Raw genomic sequence first — 24,304 nt, 5'->3', positions numbered from 1 at the left:
TGTGGGCATACCCGTGATCGTTGCGATCTGAACGAAGCCGAGGGACGCTTGGGGCCAGCCTGTAGCGCCTAGCGTCCCCGCACTCGAACTGGAGCGCGGCTGCTTCGTTCTGCGAATTCACAGGACTCCTTTTCCCAGGTCGCCCGTTCCTCCGTCAGGCGGCGACCAGATGGCCGCCGCCGATGTCCTTGAGGGTGACGCGCTGCGGCTCGTCGCCAACGGCGCGGGTGGGGCTCGGGATTTCGCCATCCATGCGGGCGAAATTCGTGCGCCGCTGCGCCGGATCGGGCGTTGGTACCGCCTCGATCAAGCGCCGCGTATAGGGATGCGCCGGGTTGGAAAACACCTGGTCGCGCGTACCCATTTCCACGATCTGGCCGAGATACATCACCGCGACCCGGTCGGAGATGTTCTCCACGACCGCCATGTCATGCGAGATGAACAGATAGGCCATGCCGAATTCCTGCTGCAACTCGCGCAGCAGTTCCAGCACGCGGGCCTGCACCGACACGTCGAGCGCCGAAACGCTCTCGTCGGCGATCACCAGCTTCGGCTGCAGGGCGAGCGCGCGGGCGATGCAGATGCGCTGGCGCTGGCCGCCGGAAAACTCGTGCGGATAGCGTTCCATCGCATCGGCCGGCAGGCCGACCCGCTCGAACAGGGCGGCGACCCGGTCTCGGCACTCGCGTTTGGTGGCGATCTTGTGGATGAGCAGCGGTTCGGCCACGAGGTCGCCGATGCGCATGCGCGGATCGAGCGAGGCGAAGGGGTCCTGGAACACCATCTGCACGTCGCGGCGCACCGTCTTGCGCGCCTGCTTGTCGAGGCCGGCGAGATCGCGCCCGCCGACGCTGATGTTGCCCGCATAGGGGACCAGCCCGGCCAGCGCCTTGGCGGTGGTGGACTTGCCGCAACCCGATTCCCCGACGAGCGCCAGCGTCTCGTTGGGGCGGATGGCGAAGGAGACGCCTTCCACCGCATGGACGCGGCGCTGCACCCGGCCGAGCAGCCCGCCGCGCAGGTCGAACCGCACCCGCAGGTCGCTGACGGCCGCGATCGGTTCTGCACTGGTGGTAGGCCGACTTTCCTGCCGCCCGGCGCCGCCGCCGATGCGCGGAACGGCGGCCAGCAGGGCGCCCGTATAATCCGTACGCGGCGCCTCGAAGATCTGCGCCACCGGCGCTTCCTCGACCATGGCGCCATTGCGCATGACGATGACGCGGTCGCCCATCTCGGCGACGACGCCCATGTCGTGGGTGATGAGGATGATGCTGGTGCCGCGGCTGCGTTGCAGGTCACGCAGCAATTCGAGAACCTCTCCCTGCACCGTCACGTCGAGCGCGGTGGTCGGCTCGTCGGCGATCAGCACGTCGGGATTGAGGGCAAGCGCCATGGCGATCATGACGCGCTGGCGCATGCCTCCGGAGAGCTCGTGGGGAAACTGTTTCATGCGGGTTTCGGCTTCGGAAATCCGCACGGCCCGCAGGGCTTCGATCGCCTTTTCGCGCGCTTCCGCCCGCGACAGCGACGTATGGGTCTCGATGGCTTCGACGAGCTGCCGGCCGATGCTCAGCACCGGGTTGAGCGAGGTCATCGGCTCCTGGAAGATCATCGCCACGCGATTGCCGCGGATGCGACGCATTCCGTCCTCACCAAGGCGGGCGAGGTCGAGGTCGCCCAGCATGATCGAGCCGGCCGAGACATAGGCGGCCGGTTGCGGCAGGAGGCCCATCACTGCCAGCGACGTCATCGACTTGCCGGAGCCGGACTCGCCGGCGATGCACAGTGTTTCGCCGCGCGCCAGCGTGAACGACAGGTCGCGCACCACGTCGCGCCCGCCGTCCTCGCCACGCACGCTGATCGTCAGCCCGGAAACGGTCAGGACTGGCTCGCGTGACGCGGCGGGGGCCGAAGCTCCCGCCGCCGTGTTGATGCCGCCCGCGCTCATTCGAAGACGCAGCGCGGGAAGTAGAAGGACACGACCCAGTTGGGCATGTCGACGATCTCGCTGATGCGCAGGTCGCCGCAGACCGACACCAGCATGTAGGCGTCGACCGGATCGAGGTTGTAGCGGCCGGCCAGAAGATCGACCATCTGGGCGACGGCGCTCTTTGCGCCCTCCATCAGGTCCGGCCCGATCCCGGTCGTCACCTCGTAGCCCTTGGCATCGAGATGGCGCGTGACCGGTCCCGGCGTGGTGAAGCGCGGCGTCTTGAGGTTCGCCCCCTTCACCAGATCGAGGGTCAGGACGACATTCATCGGGCTCTCGATGGCCGTGCCGCAGACCTCGCCGTCACCCTGTGCAGCATGGGTGTCGCCGACGGAGAACAGCGCGCCCGCCACTTCCACCGGCAGGTAGAGCGTGGTGCCGGCGGCAAGATCGCGGATGTCGAGGTTTCCGCCCACCCGGCGCGGCGGCACGATGGAGTGCAGCCCCTTGTCCGCCGGCGCATTGCCGATGGTGCCGGCGAACGGCTTCAGCGGCACCCGGCCGTGTTTGCCGAACAGGGCCGGCTCCAGCGTCGAGGCGTCGTATTTCCAGATCGTCAGCGCCGGCTCCTTGAAGTCGTCGGCGAGCAGGCCAAAGCCCGGAATGTTCGCCGTCCAGCCGAAGCCGGACGGTTTGAAATCCTCGATGGTCACCTTCAGCGCATCGCCAGGCTCCGCACCATCAACGAAGATCGGTCCGGTAACCGGATTGATCTTGGCGAAGTCGAGCTTGGCGATGTCCTCGACCGTGCTCTCCGGCGAAAGTTGTCCGCCGGAGGAATCGAGGCATTCGAAGAAGATCGTCGAGCCGGGCGCGACCTTCTCGGCCGGGACAAACGAGTTGTCCCAGCCAAAATGGTGATGGCGTCCGTGGATGGTGTAGTTGCAGTTATTGCACATCGTTCACATACACATGGTCGTAGTTGACGGGGATATGGACCGGGTCGACATAGAGGTTGTCGGCGCCGCCCATGCGCGTGGACTTCATGGTGAAGCGCTGCTCGTTGAAGATCGGCGCCCACGGGGCTTCTTCCATGATCTTCACATAGACGTCGCTCCACAGCTTGTTGCGCTCCTCGGCCTTGGCCGGATCGACGATGGAGTCGGCCTCTTCGGCCTTCTTGTCGAGCTCGGCGTTGCAGTACCAGGACCAGTTCCAGCCGCCCGGAACCGCGCCGCCGCAACCCAGGATCGGGCCGTAGAAGTTCGACGGATCCGGGAAGTCGGCGATCCAGGCCATGCCGCCCGACCAGATCATCGGCGCGCCTTCCTTCTCGCCGCCGGCGGCGATGACGTTGGCCTGCGCCAGCGCCTGGATGTTTGCCTTGATGCCGATGGCGGCCAGATCCTGCTGGATGCCCTGCGCGATGCGCGGGTTGGGATCGGTGTTCATGACGTAGAGATCGGTCTCGACGCCGTCGGCAACACCGGCCTCGGCCAGCAGCGCCTTGGCCTTCTCCGCGTCATAGGCGTAGCCCGGATAGTCCTTGGCGTAGCCCGGCATGGAGGGCGGCAGCGGCTGATTGGCCGGCACCGCGCGGTTGTTGATGAGCTGGACGATACGCTCCTTGTTGATGGCCATGTTGACGGCCTGGCGCACCTTCACGTTGTCGAAGGGCGGGATGTTGACGTTCATCGTCAGGTAGCCGGTGTGCAGCTGGCCGCCCTCGACCACCCGGGCCTTCTGCTCGGGGTCGTTCATCACTTCCTGGAACTTTGCCGGCGGGATGCCGTCGCCGGGAATGTCGATCTCGCCCTTCTGCAGGCGCAGCAGCGCCACGATCGGCTCCTGGCCGATCTCGAAGGTGATGGCATCGAGATGCGGCAGACCCTTGTTCCAGTAGTCCGCGTTCTTCTCGAACACGACGCGCTGGCCGAGTGCCCATTCGCCCAGCTTGAAGGCGCCGGTGCCGACCGGGTTCTTGCCGAAGTCGGCGCCGTGCTTCTCGACCTCTTCCTTCGGCACGACATGGCTGAAGTTGATGGCCATGACATGCAGGAAAGTGGCGTCGGGGCGGGTCAGCTCGAACTTGATGGTTAGGGGATCGACGACGGTGATGCCGGATACGCCGTCGGCCTTGCCTTCCGCGGCCTCGTCATAGCCCTTGATGGAGGCGAAGAAGCCCTGGCCGGGGCTCTGGGTGACCGGATTGACGACACGGTCGATCGAGTACTTCACGTCTTCCGCGGTCATCTCGCGGCCGTTGTGGAACTTCACGCCCGGGCGCAGCTTGAAGGTGAAGGTCTTGCCGTCTTCCGAAATGTCGTAGCTTTCGGCGAGATCCGGCGTCAGGTTCGTCGTGCCCGGCTCATAGTCCATCAAGCCGTCGAACAGGCTCTTGATCATCGACCAGTTCTGCCAGTCGTAGCCGATCGCCGGGTCGAGCGTGGCGACGTCGTCCTTGTAGGTGATGGTGATGGAGCCGCCCTGCTTGGCGTCCGGATCGGCCGCGACCTGCGCGGAAGCCTGCGACAGGCCGAGTGCCAGCGCCGCTACGGCTACGGTTGAAGCGAGATAGGTCTTCATATTGTTCCCTTTCGTTGGTTATCGGAGTTTGATGCGAGGATCGATGAGCGGCGCGATGATGTCGGCGAGCAGGTTGCCGAGCACGATGGCGAACGCCGAAACGAGGGTCACGCCCATGATGATCGGAATGTCGACGCGCTGGATCGCCTGCCAGACGAGCTGGCCGATGCCGGGCCAGCCGAACACGCTCTCGACCACGACGATGCCGCCCATCAGGATGCCGATGTCGATGCCGATCATCGCGATGATCGGCAATATGGCGTTGGGCAGCGCGTGCCGCAGCAGCACCGCGGCGCGGCCGAGCCCCTTGGCCCGGGCGGTGCGGATATAGTCCTGGCGCAGCACGTCGATCATCGACGAGCGCATCATGCGGGCATACCAGCCGGAACTCATCACCGCGACGGTGAGCGAGGGCAGCACGAGATGCGAAAACGTGCCGTAGCCGCCGATCGGGAACCAGCCGAGCTTGACGGCGAACGCGTAGAGCAGCAGCAGGCCGACGACGAATTGCGGTGCCGAGACGCCGATGAACGAGACCACCATCAGCGATTGGTCGGTGCGGGTGCCGCGCCGCACGGCGGCGATGAGGCCCATGGTCAGGCCGATCAGCAGCTCGAACACGATGGCGCCGGCCATCAGCAGCAGGGTCGGCGGCAGGCGGGCGACGATCAGTTGCGAGACTTCCGAGCGCTGGATGTAGGAGCGGCCGAGGTCGCCCTGCAACAGGCTCATCAGGTAGCGGCCGTATTGCACGAGGAAGGGCTGATCGAGGCCGAGCTGGCGGCGGATGCTTTCGACCGTCGCCGGCGTGGCGCTGCGGCCGGCGATCTGGCGCACGGGATCGGCCGGCAACAGATAGAGCAGCGCAAACGTGATGAGGGAAACGCCGAGCAGGATCAGCGCGGACTGGATCAGCCGGCGGCCGAGATAGGAGATCATGAACGCCCCCGCTGGGTCGGATCGAGAATGTCGCGCAGGGCATCGCCGACGAAGTTGAAGGCCAGCGCCAGCGCGAGGATGGCGATGCCGGGGAAGAAGACCAGCCAGGGGGCCGCCTGGAAATAGGTCTGGTTTTCGAAGATGATGTTGCCCCACGACGGCGTCGGCGGCTGCACGCCGATGCCGAGATAGGACAGGGTCGCCTCCAGCAGCACGGTAGTGGAGATGCCGAGCGTGCCCCATACGATGATGGTGGGCACGAGATGCGGCAGGATGTGCAGGAACAGGATGCGCGCGCTGCTCGCCCCGATGGTGCGTTCGGCGTCGATGAATTCGCGCTCGGCAAGCGAACTGGTCTGCGTATACATGACGCGCGCCGTCTGCACCCAGTTCACAAGGGCGATGACCAGGGCCACGATCCACAGGCTCGGCTGGAAGACGGCGGCAAGGCAGATGGCCAGCAGCAGGGCCGGAAAGGCCATCATCAGGTCGGTGAAGCGCATCAGCACGCCGCCGATCCAGCCGCGATAGTAGCCGGCGACGACACCGACCAGCGTGCCGATCACGAGCGCGATGCCATTGGCGATAATGCCGATGAACAGCGAGGTGCGTGCGCCATAGAGGATGCGCGTCAGCAGATCGCGCCCCAAGAGGTCGGTGCCGAGCCAGTAGGTCGCGTTGGGCGGCAGCGGCTCGCCCGAAAGGGTGAGGCCATCGAAGATCTGCTCGTCCGGGCGAAAATTGGTGAGATAGGGCGCCAGCGCCGCTCCGCCGACGACGATGGCGATGAGCGCCAGGCCGATGAGCGCCAGCGGCCGCTTCAGCAGCTTGCCGAGGGCTCCGTTGCGCGGCCGGCTCGCGACCGGCTGGATGTCAGGCGTGGTGGCGTTCGTCATTCCCGTCCTCATTTTCCGCCATGGCGACGACGCGTCCGGCCGCCTCCTCGAGGCTCACCTGCCAGTTCATGGCCAACAGGCGCAGCCGCGCGAAACCCTGTTCGTGGTCGCTGTCCCTGGCGAGTGCGGCGACCGCGCGCACGATGGTATGGCGCTCGGCCACGCGCATCTGCAGCGCGTCGATGCGGGCGGCAAGCTGCTTGCGTTCCTCGAAATTCTGTCTTGCGATCAACAGGCTGCTGTAGATCCCGGCGGTACCGACCGGCTTGACCACATGCGCGTTGGCCCGGTGGGTGAACAGCCCCCATTCGATGCGGCCCGGCGCTTCCGAACCGATCAGCGCGATCATTGGCATCGGCGCCTCGCCTGCGCGCCACGGGAACTGCTCGTCGAAGCCGAGGTCGACGTCGAAGAACACGAAATCCGCCGAAAGCGCCGCCGGCGGCAGTTCCGGCCAACAATCGATCGCCGTCAGCCCGATGGCCGACAATTGCCGCACCAGTGTCTGCGCCGTCGGATGCGGCCGGTGCAGCACATAGGCGGTCGCGCCGCCGAGATTGGGAATGCGCGCACGGCGGCTCATGGTCCCACCACCCGCAAACGCGCCTTGCCGAACTGGGTGGTACGGTCATAGCGGGACAGATAGGGATCGGGCGCCACCTCCCGCTCCCGGCTGACGATGCGGAAGCCGTCGCCGTCGATTTCCCCGATGACCACCGGCAGCGTGGCGTGCTGGGTGCGTGTATCGATGGCCGTGGAGCCGAACGGGGTTTCGAAGCGGCGGGCGGCAAAAGCTCCCGGCAGGTCTTCCCAGCCGGCATCGGGATTGTCGGCGAGGATATCGGCCAGCACGCAAACGCTCGCATAGGCGGCCGCCTCGAACGAACTGCGTGGGTTGTAGCCCCGCGCCGCCTTGCCGCCGACCTCGTGGAAATAGGGACCGGCCGAAAGGTGCCCCTTGCCGGCGGCGCCGATCGCCTCAAGCTCGCATTCCGTCAGGTTGCAGGAGACGACGGGGCAGTTCTGCGGCAGGAAATGCCCGTCTTCCTGCCCCAGCGCCGCATAGGCGCGGAGGAAGGCATAGGAGGAGGAGCCAATCAGGTTGTTGAACACGAAATCGGGGCGGGTCGCCCGGATCTCCTCGATCAGGCGGGCCACGTCCGTTTCGCCGAGTGGCAGATAACGCTCGCCGCGCACCTCTCCGCCGGCATCGGCGATGAGGTCGCGCCCCACCCGGTTCATCTCCCATCCCCAGATGTAGTTGGAGCCGAGAAGGAAACCGTTCGGCCCGAACCGCGGCACGACATGGGAAAACAGCGGCAGCAATTGCTGGTTGGGGCAGGCATGCATGTAGACGACGTGATCGCTCGTCTCGAAGCCCTCATAAGGGCAGGCATACCAGAGGGTGCCGCCGGCCCGCTCCAGCACGGGAATGACTTCCTTGCGGCTCCAGGAGGTGACGCAGCCGACGATGTGCCGGGCGCTGCTCTTCTGCAGGATGTCGGCGCATCCGGCCGCATAGCCGTCGGCGTTGCCCTCCGGATCATACTCCACCGGGACGAAAGCGACGGGCCTTGCAGGATCGGCATTGATATCCGCGATGGCGGACAGCGCGCCATTGCGGCAAGCATCGGAGACGAGCCGATAATTGCCGGAACGCGAATAGAGAATGCCGATTTCGATGCGGCGCTTCAATCCGTCCCCCAAAAATGAAAAAACCCCGCAGGCTCGCCCGGGGGCGAAGCTACGAGGCACTATTGCCGCTCGGCAAACCAAGCCGATATTTAATTGTAAGACTAGTCAGTTAACGTGTGCAGTCAAGTGGGGATAGCGGCCGAACCTGCGCCGGGCGTCGCCGGGCGCCGGTTATCCACGAACAAGCCGCGCAAACAGCACCGGCCTGCGCCCGTTCGAACCGCCAGGAAGAGAGCAGGGCGCTCACAAGGTCGCGACACACGCAAGCCGTCCGAATCCGTACGCCGCCGTCGAGGGGCGCGCCTGGGGAGGAATGTGCATTCTTCCTGCGGCTACTGCCCCTGCATGAAGGTCCGCATCTCGTCCAATGTCACCTTGCCATCCTTGTTTGCATCCACGGTGTCAAATATGCGCTTGTGGACGGCCATCACTTCCTCGAACGACAAGGCACCGTCTCCATCTGTGTCGGCCACCGCAAACATGATCTTCATCATTTGACCGCGCATCGGCCCCATCCCCATCCTGCCCATCATGCGATGCCCCCCGCCACCCATCATGGCGTCGGGCATTTCACTCTGGTCCGGCTGCTCAGCTTGGGGTTGCGCCGTGCTGTCGGACGATTGGGCGAGGACCGGGTTGATTGGGCTGATCGAAAGGACCATGGCAGCCGTTGCCATGCATGCCAGTTTTGCCGGGGCCATTTTCCATTCTCCTATCGGTTCCGGAATTGGGTGGCGTGAGCAATCCATTTTGCGCCCAAAAAGGTAGCACAGATCGACGCCGCCCACCTTGCTTTCGGTCAGTACCTTTTCGAACCGATGCGTGGGGCATTCACAATTCTGTTACCCAACCTGCGGTGCGGCACAAAAAATCGCGCGATGCGTTATGCTGTACAAAGGAAGTGGTGATGCAAATGAAGACCCTTGCAATCATTGGCCTTTCGCTGACAGCGGCGGTGTCGGGTATTGCCCCGGCGCAGGCTTTCCCTCCGATTCCAGACCCAGGGCTGCAGGCTTCGGTCGATGTGCAGCAGGTGAAATATAAATGGTACCGCGGACACGGCTGGAACCGCGGCAACATGGGACGATACGTTAACCGGGGCGACAACGATGGTGGCCGCGGATACTGGGTCGGTGGTCGTGGTGGCCGTGGTTGGTATGGCGGCCGCGGTTGGTATGGTGGGCACTACGGTGGTCATTACGGTGGCTACTACGGTCATTATAATAATCATTACCACGATGATGACTTCGGTGCCGTTTTCGGCGGGCTGGCGGCAGGTGCGATCATCGGCGGCCTGTTAGCGCAGCCCTATTATGGATCTTACTATGCGCCCGGATACTATGCGCCGAGGTACTACGGCGCGCCGCGCTACTATGGCACAGACAGTCACGCCAGCTGGTGCTACTCGCGCTATCGCTCGTATCGGGCATACGACAACACTTTCCAGCCGTACTACGGGCCGCGCCGGCAATGCATTGCGCCCTATTAGGGGGCAGGTGACAGTGTATGTGCCGACCTGAGCAAGCGGGGCTTGTTTTCAACACATTGCACTCCTATATATTGGTCATCAGCCTCGCTGTTTGAGCATGATCTTTATTTGCAAATGCTCGCGAGGTTACGTCACTCGGAGTCCTTGACCACGGATGTACTGGCAGGGACAGGATGTGACTGAGAAGGTCGGTGCGATTTCGCCCGGCCTTTTTCATTTCCGGCGCCGTTCGCAGCTACACGATTCAGGCGACGTTGGCCCGATCTGGCTCATCACCAGAATTTGGCGTGCTGTTGAGCCCGCGCTGGAAGAGCGCAGCGATGAGGTCGGACTGCGTCACGATCCCGACGACGCGATTGCGTTCGTCGACCACCGGCATATGGTGGAGGCCCAAATCCGCCATCGGCGGAACAAGCTTGGCGATCATGGTTTCGGGCATCGCCGAATGAACGCGCCTAGTCATGATGTCGGCGACGATGCGCGGCTTCGTGCGTCCGCCAAGCGCGACCCGAACCTTGTCTCCGAACGTCAGGCGCAAGCTGCCGTGGCTGCCGAGAACCGAGCGGTGCATGAAGTCGGTCTGGGTGATGATCCCGACCAGGCCATCGGCCTTCGTCACCACCGGCAACGCCTTGATCCGGTGCGCCAGCAACAGCGCCCAGGCGTCCCGCAGCGTGTCTTCCGGTGATACCACTGCAACGTCGCGCGACATCACGTCCGAACAGGTAATCTCGCCGGAAAGACGATGGTAGGCGCGGATTTGCGCCTGGTGCAGGACCGCGTCGAGTACGTCGGGACTGACGTCCAGCACTTCGTCATATTGCGCAAGGACCGCCTGCAGGTCGTCCGGTGCGACACCGATGCGCTGCGTGGGAACCGGGTCGGCCGTGTGATGCGGATTTGCCGGCGCTGCGGGTGCCAGATGGGGATAGCGGCGGCCGGTCGCGTTGTTGAAGAGCAGCGCAACCGCCAGAAGCAGTGCGGAGTTGACGCCGACAGGCGTCAGGACGAACCAGTATCCTGCCTCATGCGTTGCCGGGCCGCCGAGAACGGCGGTCAGAGCGACCGCGCCACTCGGCGGATGCAAGCAGCCGAGCAGCATCATGACGGCGATCGCGAGCGCAACGGCGACAGCCGCGGCAATGATCGCGTCGCCGATGAAAAGCGCGCAGGTCACGCCGATGAAGGCCGCGACGGTATTTCCGCCGAGGATCGACCAGGGCTGGGCCAGGGGGCTTGCGGGTGCCGCAAAGAGCAGCACCGCGGAAGCGCCCATCGGAGCGATCAGCAACGGCAGGCTGATGCTGGAGCCGAGAACCATCGTGCTGACGAAGCCGGTCAGGAGAATGCCGGTCAGCGCGCCCAGCGAGGCGCGAAGCCTTTCGGTATGGCTGACAGGAGCGAGGGAGGGGATCAGTCGCTTCAGAAAAGTGATGGCTTTCGACATGAAAACTCGTGCGGACGCGCGATGCCTGGAAATGGTGCGCGTCTCGATAGCACGGCAGCTTTGAAGCGCGCACGCAAAGTTGGCCTAAAAAAGGGGAGTATGCTGAAAAATGTGCGCCGGACAATTTGCCCAGCGCGACAGGCTCAAGCGTCCGCGGACGCTTGAGCCCGCCAACGGCGAAGGCGCGGGGCAGGGTGCCTAGCGGCTTTCGTCAATTTTGTTTCACATGATGTCGCCAGCTGTGCCTTGGTCGGAAGCCGAGTAAATCCCTCGCCTTGCGATTGGAGAGCAGCGTCTCGAACTCGCCGAGCTCCCGCTTCAACGGCACGCCCGGATAGAAACGGTCGATCAGGTCCTTGGTCGGGAGATCCGACGAGGTGTCGTCATTGGCGGCATTGAAGATCTGGAAGCCGAGCCCGTCCTTTTCGATTGCCAGAGCAGTGATCTGCCCGAGATCGCGCGCGTCGATGTAGCTCCAGGCGATCCGCTTGCGGAAGCCCGGATCGGCGAACCATTTCGGGAACAGCTCGTACTCGTGCGGCTCGATCACGTTGCCGATACGCAGCGCGTAGACGTCGAAGCCGCTGCGCAGCGCAAAGGCGCGTGCCGTCTTCTCGTTGACGACCTTGGAGAGCGCATAGCTGTCCATCGGGTCGACATCGTATTCCTCGTCGAGCGGAAAATAGGTCGGGTTGCACGGCTCGTTGGCGAAGACGAGGCCATAGGTCGTCTCGCTCGAGGCGATGACGATCTTCCTGATGCCGAGCTTCACCGCCGCCTCGATGACGTTGTAGGTGCCGAGTGCATTGATGCGGAACAGCTCGTTGTCTGGCGTGATCATGATGCGCGGGATGGCGGCGAAGTGGACGAGGGCGTCAACGGGCTGCGGGCGCAGCGACGGATCGAACTCGTGCAGTCCCATATAGCTGGAAAGGGCGTTGAAGACCTGTCCACTGTCGGTGATGTCGGTGATCAGGGTGCGCACCTTGGGATTGTCGAGCGGCCGGGTGTCGAGATTGAGGACCTGATAGCCCTGGTCGAGGAGATACTGGACGACGTGGCGTCCCGCCTTGCCACTGCCGCCGGTGAACATGATCCGCTTTGCCATCTGTTTCTCCCAAACTCTGCCGCCGCAACCGACCGACCATCGCGTGGCCCGTTCTCCAGAGGAGAACAGAATGCCCGGGTGGCAACACGCAAAGTGCGGGGCGCCGCAATGCGACGCCCCAAAGCAGGCTTACTTCTGGATGCAGGTATCCACCGTGTCCTTGGTGCATTCGTCAAGCCCGGTGAAAACCGGATCGTCGACCGGCTTGCCGGCGATCAGGTCGAGCATCACCGTCGGTGCCTTGTAGCCCATCTCGAACGGCCGCTGACCGACGAGGGCGGTGACGAGGCCTTCCTTGGCGATCGCCACCTCGTCGCCGATCGTGTCGGCGGCGCCGATGACGAACTCGTTCTTGGCGATCTTGTCGGCCATCGGCTTGAACAGGTCGCGATAGGGCTGCGGGGCACCGAACAGCGGCCAGCCGCCCATGATGCCGAAGGCGACGAGATCCGGGTTGGCGGCGAGGATGTCCGTCATCGCCTGCACGCCCTTGGCGCCGTCGTCATTGGTGAAGACCGGGCAGCCGGCCACTTCCGTCCAGCCGCCTTCACCCTTCAGTTCCGTCAGTCCCTTCTGCCCTGTCAGCACGTCGCGCATGCCCTGGGCGCGGCGCAGGATGTTGTCGGCGCCGGGGTTGCCCTCGATCGTGCAGATCTTGCCGCCTTCGGGTTTGGCTTTCTTGATGTATTCGGCGATGCGGGCGCCCATCAGGTAGTTGTCCGTGCCGAGGTAGGTCTTGCGGAGCGCCGAATCTTCCGCCGCCAGGTCGGCGTCAAGCGTCATGACGGGAACGGACGGGTTGGCGGTCTTGAGCGTCTGGGCGATCAGCTTGGCGTTGGAAGGCGAAATTGCGATGGCGGCCGTGCTCGCCTTGCCGAGCATGTCCTGGACGATCTGTGCCTCGCCGGCTTCATCGGACGTCGATGCCGGACCGGTATAGAAGCACTCGTATTCGTTGCTGGCATTCTCCTTGTTCCATTTCTGGCAGCCCTGGTTGATCGCCTCGAAGAACGGGTTGTCGAGCCCCTTGACGACGATCACGAGCTGCTTCTTTTCCTGGGCCCCGGCCTGGCCGGCAACGACTGCCAGCGCCGCGACTGCAAGCAATAATGCCTTCCTCATAGGTTCCTCCCATTGAAACAGGCGGGGCAAGCGCGCCCGCCACACGATCAACCCGGGTACCAGACGATGCGAGGGTCATCTTGCGAGCGCTCGTATTGCCAGGCCGAGTCAATGAGCATTTCGAGATCGTAGCGCGGGCGCCAGGCGAGCCGGTATTTCGCCTTGCTGTTGTCCATCCAGTTGGAGTGATAGCGGCTCGGTATGTCGACATGGGCAAGGCCGCGGGTGCGCGCGAGATAGGCGGCCACCTCGCCATAGTCGACCGGCCGGTCCATGCAGACGTTGAAGAGCTGGCCCTCTGCCTGTGGATTGTCGATCGCCAGCAGTATCGCGGCGACGAGGTCGTCGACGTGGACGAAATTGCGCTTCAGCGGCCGGCCATCGGCATCGCGCAGCAGCGGAACCGTCCCATCGCGCGCGTAGCGCTCGGCGTCCGCGGTCGGAACCATGGTTTTCCAGTCCGGCCCACCGAACACGTCGTCGGCGAAGGACAGCGAATGCTTGAAGTCGTCCTTCTCCATGATCCACGGCGCACGCAGGCAGCAGCCGTTGATGCCGTATTGGATGACAAACTGTTCCAGCATCACCTCCTCAAGCACCTTGGACAGCGCGTAGGAGCCGGGATAGGCCCGGTGCGGCATTGCTTCGGTAATGGGGCTGTCATGACGATGGTGGAAATGTCCGACCGCCGCGTCGCCGCCGATCAGGATGAACTGACGCGCGGTCGGGCTGGATCGAAAAGCCTCAAGAAGCCAGAACAGTCCCTTGACGGTCACGTCCATGACGTCCTCTGGCGTTTCCTTGCAGGTCGCGAGATGGACGACATGGGTGACGTCCGCAACTGCGCCGACGGCGATCTCGCGGTCAGCGATCGAGCCTCGCAGGACGCTGATGCGATCGGTCTCTCCAAGCAAACGGTTGTGACACAGCGCGCGGATGCGCGCTTCAGAAAAACGCGGTTCGGCGAGCAGGCTCGCAATAAAGCGCCGCCCCACCTTGCCCGTTGCACCGGTGACAAGGATCCGCATGCTATGCCTCCGGCTACAGCTAATAACTGCTCGTTTCGGCCGTCAACTTCTATTTGTCATATGATAATAATATTTAATAGGTACGGGCGGTTTGTCCGCTCGTATCATTGACGCATTTATAAGCGTTTGCCTAAATATACCGATCGCTGCTGCAGGAAACAGCAAGCGAAATCGCGTGGCCTATCCGGGCTACGGGCAGGCGGCGAGATGAGGGTTTTCCGGGAGGCTAGACGCAGGTGGCCGTACTCGAGCTCACCGACATCTCCAAACACTTCGGCGCCATCCAGGCGGTCAATGACGTATCGCTGTCGCTAGAGGCGGGGCAGGTGGTCGGCCTGATGGGGGACAACGGTGCCGGCAAGTCGACGCTGGTAAAGATGATCGCCGGCAACTTCCGGCCGAGCGGCGGGACGATGCGCCTCGATGGCCGCGAGATCGTTCTTCACCGCCCGCTGGACGCGCGCCGGCACGGCATCGAAATCGTCCACCAGGACCTGGCGTTGTGCGACAACCTGTCGGCGGCGGCGAACGTCTATCTCGGGCGCGAACTGCGCCGCGGCGTCGGCCCGCTCAGCGTTCTCGACTACCGGACGATGTATCGGCGCGCCGGCGCATTGTTCAAGGACCTGAAATCCGAAACCCGCCCGCGTGACGTCGTTCGGCAGATGTCCGGCGGCCAGCGGCAGGCGGTGGCGATCGCGCGCACCATGCTGTCGGAGGCCAAGATCGTGCTGATGGACGAGCCGACGGCCGCCATCTCGGTGCGGCAGGTGGCGGAGGTTCTGAACCATATCCGGCACCTGCGCGACCGCGGCATCGCGGTGGTCCTGATCAGCCACCGCATGCCGGACGTCTTTGCCGTCGCCGATCGGGTGATCGTCATGCGGCGCGGCCGCAAGGTGGCCGACAAGCCGATTACATTCAGTTCGCCCGAGGAAGTCACCGGGCTGATCACCGGCGCCATAGAAATGGTATGATTGGAACGCCCGCTGGCGGGCAATGGGAACGAGGCCGAGGATGGCAATAACCCTTGATCAGAGCATCGAGCAGAAGCAGCAATCCTTGCTTGGCTCCATCCTGGGCCACCAGACCTTCTGGGTGCTGATCGCCGTCGTCCTGGCCTGCATCTTCCTGTCGCTCACCACCGACGCGTTCGCGACCTCGACGAACCTCTACAACATTACCCGCAATGTCACCTTCGTCGCCATCATCGCGCTCGGGATGACGCTCGTCATCATCACCGGCGGCATCGACCTGTCGGTCGGCTCGGTCCTGTGCCTTTGCAGCATGGTGCTGGCCGTCGTCATGCATGCCGGCTACGGCATCGGCGTCGGCATCACCGCCTCGCTGGTCACAGCGCTGGTGATCGGGGCGTTCAACGGCGTGCTGATCGCCTATCTCAATTTTCCGCCCTTCGTGGTGACGCTCGGCATGCTGTCGATCGCGCGCAGCCTGGCCATGGTGGCGTCCAACAATACCGTGGTCTTCCAGTTCGGTCCCGATCACGACAAGCTGCTGGCCCTCGGCGGCGGCGCCTGGCTCTTCGGCATCGCCAACCCGGTGCTGTTCATGATCGCGCTGGCGCTTCTCACCGGCTTCGTCCTGCGCTGGACGCGCTTCGGCCGCTATCTTTTCGCGATCGGCGGCAATGAACACGCCGCCACGCTCACCGGCGTTCCGGTCCGCAAGATCAAGGTTGCCGTCTATATGATCTCGGCGCTGTCGGCGGGGATTGCCGGCATCATCCAGACCGGATGGCTCGGCGCGGTGACGACCAATATCGGCGCCGGCATGGAGTTGCAGGTGATCGCGGCGGCCGTCATCGGCGGCGCCAACCTTGCCGGCGGCACGGGGACGGCGTTCGGGGCGCTGGTGGGCGCGGCGCTGATCGAGGTCATCCGCAACAGTCTCGGGCTTCTCGGCATCAGTGCCTTCTGGCAGGGGACGTTCATCGGCGGCGCGACGATCCTCGCCGTCCTGTTCGACCGCATCCGCCATTTTCGCCAGAGCGAGTAGTGCTCGCAACGCGTTGTTCAGAGTTTTGCAGCCAGCTTCATCAACTGCTTTCGAAACACGACGGCGAGCCCGATCACCACGACGATGAAGGCGACGGCAGCAACCATCAGGTGCCGCGGCAGCGGAAGCCGGCCGAGCAACTGCTCGATGGTCTGTCCAGCAAAATATCCGAGGGCCGTGAACAGGGGCCCCCAGACCAACGCTGCCGCAGCATTCAGGAGGACAAATTTCGCTGCTGGTATCTGCGTTGTGCCGATCGCGACGGGACTGACGGTTCGCAACCCGTAGATGAAGCGGAAGGCGAACACGAAGCCGGTGGGATGACGCTCCAATAGACGGCTTACGGCCGAGATGGTTGGACTTGCAAGAACGCGCTGGACCGCCGGATAAGAACGGGCATGGCGTCCGGCAAGGAAGAGCAATTGGTCGGCAACAAACGATCCGACCGCCGCCGCAAGCGCGGTGGGCCAGAATGGCAGGAACTGGCGGTGTGAGAGAATGCCGCCCAGCAAAACCACGGTTTCACCTTCGATCCCGGCTCCGAGGAAGATCGCCAGAAGCCCGTATTTCGCGATGAGCAGTTCGATGGACACGCCGCAACTCCATTGCAGCGCTATATCGGCCGCTGCGCGAAGGTTATCCTTCCACGATGAGTATCAGGTAGGTGCCAAACAGCACCAAATGGACGGCACCCTGCATCAGGTTGGTCCTGCCGCTGGCAAAAGTGATCATGCTGAGTGCGAGGGTGAGGACGAGCATGATCGTGTCCGTCCGGCCCAGGCCGAGGATGATGCCGTGGCCGCTGAAGTGGCTGATCGCCAGCATTGCCGGGACGGTCAGGCCGATCGTCGACAGCACCGAGCCCAGGAAGATGTTGATCGCGCGCTGGAGCTGGTCGGCGCGCGCTGCGCGGACTGCGCTGATTGCCTCCGGTGTCGCGACAAGCACGGCCATCACGAGGCCACCCAGGGCCGCGGGGGCGCGCAGGGTTTCAATGACGTAGTCGATCGGCTTGGCGAAGTGCTCCACCAGGTAGACGATCGGAATCATGTAGGCGAAGAGGAGGGCGGTGTGGCGCGCCAGCGATCCTTCGGTAGGCGCTTGCGACGGCGTTTCGTCAGCGGCCCCGCGCTGCTTGAAGTAGAGCCTGTGGCGACCGGTCTGGAGCAGCAGGAAAGTGGCATACAGTCCCGCCGACGTCAGGATGAGAACGCGCTGGTGCGTCAATGAAAGCCCCTGAGCCGACGCGTCGGTCGTGAATTCCGGCAGGATCAGGCTCAGGGTCGCCAGTGGCACGATCAGGCCGAGATAGGCGTTGGCCCCTTGCAGATTGTATCGCTGCTCGGGACGCCGCCATGCGCCGAGCAGGAGCGACAGACCGACCATCCCGTTGAGAATGATCATGACGACGGCAAACAGCGTGTCGCGCACGAGCGTGGGGTTGTTCTCGCCGTGGAACATCACCGCCGAGATGGCAACGACTTCGATCGTGGTGATCGTCAACGTCAGGATCAGCGTGCCGTAGGGTTCTCCCAAACGCTCGGCCAGTTGCTCGGCATGACGGGCGACCGACAGGGCAGAATTCAGAATGACGAAGAACAGCCAGAAGAACAGGAGACCGAGGCCCATGGGATGGACAAGCAAGGTCGAAAGCCGGTCGCCATAGGCAAAGAACAGCACCGCGGTCAGGACACTGAGCGGCAGGAACCGCTCCTGCCGGGCCAGATGCAGGAAGTCGCGAGGTCTCGACTGCACTTCCATGTTCATGAGTTCACGATCCCACGCCGCAATTGCCAGCGGAGTGATCACCTTACCCTAAAATTCGCTCCAGGATCATGTCTGCGATCGGGATGGCCGAGGTTGCGGCGGGAGAGGGGGCATTGCAGACATGCAGCATCCGGTCGGTGCCGGCGAAGAGAAAATCGTGCACCAGCGTGCCGTCGCGCTTGACCGCCTGCGCCCGAATGCCGGCTTCATGCGGAAGGAGGTCGGACAGTTCCAGTCCGGGACAGTACTTGCGGCATTCCTTGAGATAGCCGCGCTTCCATAACGAGTTTCGCAACTCGGTCACGGCCGAGCTGCGGTTGCGCAGGACCGTCCGCCAGAAGCCCGGAAAGAAGGCATAGTCGAGGACATCCCTTGGCGCGACCGACAGGCGCGGGTAGCCCTCGCGCGCGAACCCGATGACGGCATTCGGCCCGACCGTCACGCTGCCGTCGATCATGCGCGTCAGATGGATGCCGAGGAAGGGCAGGTCGGGATCGGGAATGGGATAGATCAGGTGGTTCACGACCCGGTTCTTGCTGGCCGGCAGCTTGTAATATTCGCCGCGGAACGGAACGATGCGGTGGTCGACCGCCAAGCCGGCCATCATCGCCAGCCGGTCGGACTGCAGGCCCGCGCAGACAATCAGTTTCCGCGCGCGCCAGCTCTCGCCGGCTGCGGAGATCGTCACGTCGTTCGGTGCCTCCTTGATCGCACGCACCTCGGTGCCGAGACGGATCTCACCCCCGGCGGACTGAATTAGGCGCCCCATCGCGCGGCAGACTTCGCCATAGTCGACGATGCCCGTCGATGGAACGAACAGGGCGCCTAGTCCGGTGATGTTCGGCTCGCGTTCGCGAAGCTCGTCTGCGCCGACGCGGTGGACGTCGACGGCGTTGTGCCGCGAACGCTCCAAAAGCGCGTCCATCCGCTTCATCTCCAGCGCCGTGGTCGCGACCAGAAGCTTGCCGCAGGTGTCGAAGGCGATTCCGTTCTCGGCGCAGAACTCTTTCGTCGCCTGCGCGCCCTTGCGGCAAAGCTCCGCCTTCAGGCTACCTGGCGGATAGTAGATGCCGGCATGGATGACGCCGCTGTTGTGTCCCGTCTGGTGCAGGCCGAGGCCATCCTCCTTCTCCAGCAGAAGGAGGCTGCAACCGGGGCGTGACTGCAGCAGCCGCATCGCGGTCGCCAGCCCGACGATGCCGCCGCCGATTACGCAATAGTCATAGAGCATTGTGCGGTTGATCCTTCAGCGGCGTGAGAGAAGACAGGTCTGTTTTTCGATCATAGCGGAATTGAGCGTTTACGGGAGCCCATGTGCAACCGCCGAACGGTCGCCGGCTCCTTTCTCTTGCCGACCCTAACCATTCGGGCGGCTGAGGATGAACCACAGCGGAAAGGCCATGACTGTCCCGACAATGACGGCGGTCATCGCTTGCGGGGCCTTGAAAAACACGAACAGGGCGTAACTTGCGACCATCAGAGCAACCGACGTGATCTTGGCTCGCGACGAAATCGCTCCTTTTTCGCGCCAGCGGCGCAATGTTTCGCCGAAGACGGGATGATTGAGGAGCCATTGCTCGAAGCGAGGCGACGAGCGGGCAAACAGGCCGGCCGCCAGCAGCAGGAAAGGCGTTGTCGGGAGAAGCGGCAGAAATACGCCGGCTATGGCAAGCGCGACCATCAGCCAGCCAAGGCAAAGACAGAGGATCTGCAGCGGCAGCTTCATCGGTGACACCTGGCGTTCAGGACGGAGCCCCACTGTTAGCATGCTTGCGCGGTGGCCGACAGTTGCGCAAGCCGAAACAAAATGTCGCCCGTTGGAGCGCGCGGGAAATTCGAACTAACCCCGCTTTGCAATAGAGTTTTTCACGACTACTGTGTCTCCTGCATGAAAACAGAACCGAGCCGTATCCTCAGGAGGAGGTCGCATGCGGGTTCCGGGACTTCACGTCATCCTGTTTTTGCTGCCTGCGGTTCTGCCAGGCAACCCTGCTGAAGCCCAACAGGCTCCGGCGGTCGTCGTCGTGCCAGCCAAGGTGATGGACCTTCGTGAGAGTGCGGATTTCACCGGGCGGCTCGTGGCGATCCAGAAGGTCGATATCCGCGCCCGCGTCTCGGGTTTTCTCGAAAGCATCAATTTCTCAGAAGGTCAGAAAGTAACGGCCGGCACCCTCCTTTATAAGGTCGAGGACGGTACCTATGCGGCCGCCGTGCGGGAAATCGAAGGTTCCATCCAGGCGGCGGAAGCTCAGCTCAACCTGGCGGTGATCGAACGGGATCGTTCAGTCCGTCTGCTGGCGAGCAACACGGCGCCCCAGTCGCAGGTCGATATCGCCAAGGCGCAGGTGCAGAAGGCCGAGGCCGATCTCGTGCGGCTGAACGGAACCAAGGCGCAAGCCGAACTGAACCTCTCCTATACGAGGATAACGGCTCCCTTCGACGGGATCGTCGGGCTCACCGCGGTGAATGTCGGCGCCCTGGTCGGACCCGAGGCGGGGGCGCTGACGACCCTGACGCGGCTCGACCCGATGTATGCCGAGTTCTCTGTCGCGACAGCGATGTTCCTGACCTACCGCGAGCAGGTTCGACAGGGCAAGGTTTCGGCTGGCGCCAATGTGCAGATCATTCTCCCGAACGGAACGGTGTACCCGCCGAAGGGGACGATCAATTTCGTGTCGAGCAATGTGTCCCAGGGGACGGACACGGTCACGGTTCGGGCCGAATTCCCAAATCCCGACGGTCTGTTGCTCGACGGCACATTGGTGCGCGTCATGCTTGAGCAATCCGACAAGCAGGAGGTGCTGGCAGTCCCGCAGGAGGCGGTGCAGCGTGACCAGCAGGGGCCGTTCGTGATGGTCGTCGGCCCGGATTCCAAGGTCGAGCTGCGCCGGGTCGATATCTCTCGTTCCACACGGGGCGAGTCGGTTGTCGCATCCGGGCTGAAGGAGGGCGAAAACGTCATCACCGATGGCGTCGGCAAGGTGCGGCCAGGCATGGTGGTCGATGCGGCGCCAGCGACGGGTGGTTGAACGATGATTTCAGAGATTTTCATCGACCGGCCGCGGTTTGCTGCTGTCATCTCCATCGTTCTCACCCTGGCCGGTCTCATTGCGCTGACCCAGTTGCCGGTTTCGCAGTTTCCCGACATTGTCCCGCCCCAGGTCAGCGTCACCGCAAGCTATGCCGGTGCCGGGGCCGACGTGGTCGAAGCGACGGTCGCCCAGCCGATCGAGAGCAAGATCGTCGGCGTCGATGACATGCTCTACATGAAATCGACCAGCGGCGCTGACGGGTCATACAACCTCGCCGTCACCTTTGCCGTCGGTACCGACCCGGACATCGCCACCGTGAACGTGCAAAACCGCGTGTCGCTCGCCGAGGCGGGGCTACCGGCGGAAGTCAAGCAAACCGGCGTGAGCGTCCGCAAGAAGTCGTCCGCCCTGATGCAGGTGATTGCGATCTACGGCAAGGACAGTCAATTCGACAACCTGTTCCTGTCGAACTATGCGACCATCAACGTGCTCGACACCATCAAGCGGGTGCCGGGCGTTGGCGACGCGGCTCTGTTCGGCGCCCAGGACTATTCGATGCGCATCATCCTGGACGTTGACCGGATGACCAGCCTGAAGCTGACGCCAACGGACGTGGCCAATGCCCTGCGGGCCCAGAACGTCCAGGCTGCAATCGGTCGTATCGGCGCGCAGCCGATGACCGATGATCCGCTGTTCCAGCTCAACATACAGACCCAGGGGCGCCTCACCGATCCGGCGCAGTTCGAAAATATCGTCTTGCGGGCCGAGCCGGATGGCTCGTTCTTGCGGGTTCGAGACATTGCAAGGGTGGAACTGGGAGCGGCGAGTTCGGATTCGATCGCCCGTTTCAACGGCAAGCCGGTCGCGATGATCGGCACTTACCAGGCGCCGGGCGCCAACGCGCTTGCCGCCGCTCGCGGCGTCAACGAGGCAATGGAGCGGCTCTCCAGGAACTTTCCCGCTGGGTTGACTTACCAGGTTTCCTACGATACCGCTCAGTTCGTTCGGGCGAGCGTGGAGAATGTCCAGCATACGCTGATCGAGGCTTTCATCCTCGTCATCATCGTCGTCTTCCTGTTTCTCGGCAACTGGCGGGCGGCGTTGATCCCGCTCGTCGCCGTTCCCGTCGCGTTGATCGGTACGTTCGCGGTCATTCTGGCGCTTGGTTTCTCGCTCAATACGATATCGCTTCTCGCTCTGGTGCTTGCCATCGGCATTGTCGTCGACGACGCGATCGTGGTCGTGGAGAACGTCGAGCGGGTGATGGAGGAAAATCCCGGCATGCCGGCGGGGCAGGCCGCGCGGCTTGCCATGGGCGAGATCACCGGAGCTATCGTTGCCATCACCCTCGTCCTGCTTTCGGTGTTCGTGCCGGTGGCGTTCATTCCGGGGCTCAGCGGGCAGTTGTTCCAGCAGTTCGCCGTTGCAGTCTCCGTTTCGATGGTCCTCTCGGCCATCAATGCGCTGACGCTGAGCCCGGCCCTTTGCGCGATCCTGTTGAAACCGCACCACGGGCCGAAGCGCGGCGTCCTCGGCTGGATCTCGCGCGGCATCGACCGGGGGCGCGATGGCTATGTCTATGTGGCGGGGCACATCGCCAGAAGGGCGGTCATAGGGCTGCTGCTGCTGGCGGTGGCCGGCGGCGCTGCCGGCTGGCTATTCCGCATCGTTCCGACGGGCTTCCTGCCCAGCGAGGACCAGGGCATGTACCTCGTCGAAATCCGCTTGCCCGACGGAGCCTCGTTCAATCGTACCGATGCGGTGGTCAAGCGCGTGGAAGCTATGCTGCGGGAGATCGATGGCGTGGCGGACGCGATCAGCGTGACAGGCTACAGTTTTCTCGATGGCCTCTCCAAATCGAACAGCGGCTTCGCCGTCGTGACGATGAAGCCGTTCGCGGAGCGCACGAGTGCGGCTGCTTCCGTCGATGCGGCAGTTGCCACCACTATGGCCAAGGGAGCGGCAATCCGCGAGGCGCAGATCTTCGCCTTCAACCTGCCGCCGATCATGGGCCTCGGTACCGGTTCCGGTTTCGAGTATCAGTTGCTCGACCTGCAGGGGCGGTCCCCGGCTGACCTGGCGGCCACGGCGCGCGGGCTGATCATTGCCGCAAACCAGAACCCCTTGCTCGGGCCGACCTTCACCACCTACTCGGCAACCTCTCCGCAGCTCTATCTCGACCTCGATCGCGACCGGCTGCAGGCGCTGGGGGTTTCCGTCAGCGATCTCTTTGCAACGCTGCAAGGCACGCTCGGCTCCTACTACATCAATGACTTCAATATGTTCGGCCGAAGCTGGCGGGTGACCATGCAGGCCGCGCAGGCCGACCGGCGCTCGGTTGCCGACATCTCAAGGCTGCATGTACGCAACGCCAACGGCCAGATGGTTCCGGTCGCGTCGGTCGCGCGAGTGAGCTACATCGTCGGTCCGCAATCGATTGTACGCTATAACAATTACCGGTCGATCACCCTGAACGGGCAGCCGGCGCCGGGCGTCTCCTCCGGGGCGGCGCTCGCGGCGATGGAGGCCATTTCGGCGGCGACGCTGCCGCCCGGCTACAGCTACGAATGGACGGGAACCGCTCTGCAGGAACTGGAGGCGGCGGGCAAGACCACCGTCATTCTCGCGCTCGCCATCCTGTTCGCTTACCTGTTCCTGGTTGCGCTCTACGAAAGCTGGACGATCCCGGTTCCCGTCCTGCTGTCGGTGACGGTCGGCATCGCCGGTGCGCTTGTCTCCATTCTCGTCGCCGGACTGTCGTTCGACATCTACGCCCAGATCGGCTTGGTGGTGCTGATTGCGCTTGCCTCGAAGAACGCGATCCTGATCGTCGAGTTTGCCAAGTTCCGCCGCGAGAGAGGCGAAAGCATCATCGACGCGGCGATCGACGGCGCGCGTACCCGCTTCCGTGCGGTGATGATGACGAGCTTCGCCTTCATCGTCGGGCTGATTCCGCTGGTGACGGCGACGGGCGCGGGGATGCTCAGCCGCCGGGCGGTGGGCACCGGCGTCGCCGGCGGAATGCTTGTCGCGTCGCTGGTCGGAATCTTCCTGATTCCTGCTCTCTATGTCGTATTCCAATGGCTGCGCGAGAGGGCGCACAGCCTAGCAGGAATTGGACATGCTCCGGTTGGCGATGCTGAGCAACAGAAGGCCGCCGCGGCCGCAAGTCAGGACCAGGCCGCGCAGTAGCGATCAGGACTCAACGGTGAGGATCGATTGCTGGGGCTGGTGGGGGCAGGGGATCCC

21 protein-coding genes are annotated in these 24,304 nt (G+C 63.6%); 5 read left to right on the top strand and 16 right to left on the bottom strand.

Features of this window, described 5'->3' with window-relative positions:
* Positions 1–154 precede the first annotated feature (154 nt).
* The 8 genes from AC1DDS_RS13955 to AC1DDS_RS13920 all read right to left on the bottom strand — a co-directional run bounded on the left by AC1DDS_RS13955 (position 155) and on the right by AC1DDS_RS13920 (position 8,747).
* Entirely contained in the window at positions 155–1,948 is a 1,794-nt protein-coding gene (locus AC1DDS_RS13955; RefSeq protein ID WP_477479447.1) for an ABC transporter ATP-binding protein, read from the bottom strand.
* Positions 1,945–2,889, bottom strand: coding sequence for an acetamidase/formamidase family protein (locus AC1DDS_RS13950; protein ID WP_477479446.1), 945 nt, complete (start codon positions 2,887–2,889; stop codon positions 1,945–1,947). The genes AC1DDS_RS13955 and AC1DDS_RS13950 overlap by 4 nt, the downstream gene beginning before the upstream one ends.
* The gene (locus AC1DDS_RS13945; protein ID WP_477479445.1) at positions 2,879–4,516 is read right to left on the bottom strand and encodes an ABC transporter substrate-binding protein; all 1,638 of its coding nucleotides are present in this window, start codon (positions 4,514–4,516) and stop codon (positions 2,879–2,881) included. The genes AC1DDS_RS13950 and AC1DDS_RS13945 overlap by 11 nt, the downstream gene beginning before the upstream one ends.
* Positions 4,517–4,534: 18 nt before the next feature.
* Positions 4,535–5,455 carry an ABC transporter permease gene (locus AC1DDS_RS13940; protein WP_310416016.1) on the bottom strand — a complete coding sequence of 307 codons (921 nt, stop codon included), beginning with the start codon at positions 5,453–5,455 and terminating at the stop codon, positions 4,535–4,537.
* The gene (locus tag AC1DDS_RS13935) at positions 5,452–6,351 is read right to left on the bottom strand and encodes an ABC transporter permease (RefSeq protein WP_477479444.1); all 900 of its coding nucleotides are present in this window, start codon (positions 6,349–6,351) and stop codon (positions 5,452–5,454) included. The genes AC1DDS_RS13940 and AC1DDS_RS13935 overlap by 4 nt, the downstream gene beginning before the upstream one ends.
* Entirely contained in the window at positions 6,329–6,934 is a 606-nt protein-coding gene (locus tag AC1DDS_RS13930) for an ANTAR domain-containing response regulator (RefSeq protein WP_477479443.1), read from the bottom strand. The genes AC1DDS_RS13935 and AC1DDS_RS13930 overlap by 23 nt, the downstream gene beginning before the upstream one ends.
* Positions 6,931–8,046: a transporter substrate-binding protein gene (locus AC1DDS_RS13925; protein WP_477479442.1), complete on the bottom strand. Its 1,116-nt coding sequence runs from the start codon at positions 8,044–8,046 to the stop codon at positions 6,931–6,933. The genes AC1DDS_RS13930 and AC1DDS_RS13925 overlap by 4 nt, the downstream gene beginning before the upstream one ends.
* Positions 8,047–8,378: 332 nt before the next feature.
* Positions 8,379–8,747, bottom strand: a complete 369-nt coding sequence (locus AC1DDS_RS13920; protein ID WP_477479441.1) for an EF-hand domain-containing protein — start codon at positions 8,745–8,747, stop codon at positions 8,379–8,381.
* 212 nt (positions 8,748–8,959) lie between these two features.
* On the opposite strand from AC1DDS_RS13920, the gene AC1DDS_RS13915 reads away from it, so the two are divergent.
* Positions 8,960–9,535: a BA14K family protein gene (locus tag AC1DDS_RS13915; protein WP_477479661.1), complete on the top strand. Its 576-nt coding sequence runs from the start codon at positions 8,960–8,962 to the stop codon at positions 9,533–9,535.
* A gap of 244 nt (positions 9,536–9,779) precedes the next feature.
* On the opposite strand, the gene AC1DDS_RS13910 is transcribed toward AC1DDS_RS13915, so the two are convergent.
* From AC1DDS_RS13910 to AC1DDS_RS13895, 4 genes are all read right to left on the bottom strand, one after another.
* Positions 9,780–10,982, bottom strand: a complete 1,203-nt coding sequence (locus AC1DDS_RS13910; protein ID WP_477479440.1) for an HPP family protein — start codon at positions 10,980–10,982, stop codon at positions 9,780–9,782.
* A gap of 211 nt (positions 10,983–11,193) precedes the next feature.
* Complete coding sequence (locus tag AC1DDS_RS13905; RefSeq protein ID WP_477479439.1) at positions 11,194–12,090, bottom strand: NAD-dependent epimerase/dehydratase family protein; 897 nt, start codon at positions 12,088–12,090, stop codon at positions 11,194–11,196.
* A gap of 129 nt (positions 12,091–12,219) precedes the next feature.
* Positions 12,220–13,212 (bottom strand): substrate-binding domain-containing protein, encoded by a 993-nt coding sequence (locus tag AC1DDS_RS13900; RefSeq protein ID WP_477479438.1) that lies wholly within the window; start codon positions 13,210–13,212, stop codon positions 12,220–12,222.
* A 47-nt stretch (positions 13,213–13,259) separates the two neighbouring features.
* Positions 13,260–14,240: an NAD-dependent epimerase/dehydratase family protein gene (locus tag AC1DDS_RS13895; RefSeq protein ID WP_477479437.1), complete on the bottom strand. Its 981-nt coding sequence runs from the start codon at positions 14,238–14,240 to the stop codon at positions 13,260–13,262.
* Between the two features lie 236 nt (positions 14,241–14,476).
* Between AC1DDS_RS13895 and AC1DDS_RS13890 the strand changes: the two genes are divergently transcribed.
* Together AC1DDS_RS13890 and AC1DDS_RS13885 are read left to right on the top strand one after the other, a co-directional pair.
* Entirely contained in the window at positions 14,477–15,217 is a 741-nt protein-coding gene (locus AC1DDS_RS13890) for an ATP-binding cassette domain-containing protein (protein ID WP_310415988.1), read from the top strand.
* Positions 15,218–15,257: 40 nt separating this feature from the next.
* Positions 15,258–16,256 (top strand): ABC transporter permease, encoded by a 999-nt coding sequence (locus tag AC1DDS_RS13885; protein ID WP_477479436.1) that lies wholly within the window; start codon positions 15,258–15,260, stop codon positions 16,254–16,256.
* A gap of 17 nt (positions 16,257–16,273) precedes the next feature.
* Here AC1DDS_RS13885 and AC1DDS_RS13880 read toward each other — a convergent pair whose 3' ends face one another.
* From AC1DDS_RS13880 to AC1DDS_RS13865, 4 genes are all read right to left on the bottom strand, one after another.
* A complete protein-coding gene (locus AC1DDS_RS13880; protein WP_477479435.1) occupies positions 16,274–16,849 on the bottom strand; it encodes a DedA family protein in 576 nt (191 codons plus the stop codon).
* A gap of 43 nt (positions 16,850–16,892) precedes the next feature.
* Positions 16,893–18,023: a calcium:cation antiporter gene (locus AC1DDS_RS13875; RefSeq protein WP_477479434.1), complete on the bottom strand. Its 1,131-nt coding sequence runs from the start codon at positions 18,021–18,023 to the stop codon at positions 16,893–16,895.
* 43 nt (positions 18,024–18,066) lie between these two features.
* Positions 18,067–19,254, bottom strand: a complete 1,188-nt coding sequence (gene lhgO, locus AC1DDS_RS13870; protein ID WP_477479433.1) for an L-2-hydroxyglutarate oxidase — start codon at positions 19,252–19,254, stop codon at positions 18,067–18,069.
* 126 nt (positions 19,255–19,380) lie between these two features.
* Positions 19,381–19,737, bottom strand: a complete 357-nt coding sequence (locus AC1DDS_RS13865) for a YbaN family protein (RefSeq protein ID WP_477479660.1) — start codon at positions 19,735–19,737, stop codon at positions 19,381–19,383.
* A gap of 214 nt (positions 19,738–19,951) precedes the next feature.
* Here AC1DDS_RS13865 and AC1DDS_RS13860 point away from each other — a divergent pair, with 214 nt between their 5' ends.
* Both AC1DDS_RS13860 and AC1DDS_RS13855 read left to right on the top strand, forming a co-directional pair.
* Positions 19,952–21,052, top strand: a complete 1,101-nt coding sequence (locus tag AC1DDS_RS13860; RefSeq protein WP_477479432.1) for an efflux RND transporter periplasmic adaptor subunit — start codon at positions 19,952–19,954, stop codon at positions 21,050–21,052.
* 3 nt (positions 21,053–21,055) lie between these two features.
* Positions 21,056–24,247 (top strand): efflux RND transporter permease subunit, encoded by a 3,192-nt coding sequence (locus tag AC1DDS_RS13855; protein WP_477479431.1) that lies wholly within the window; start codon positions 21,056–21,058, stop codon positions 24,245–24,247.
* Positions 24,248–24,304: the final 57 nt, after the last annotated feature.

The organism is Mycoplana sp. 10N416 (assembly GCF_056394765.1).
This window is presented reverse-complemented; position numbering and strand designations above follow the sequence as displayed.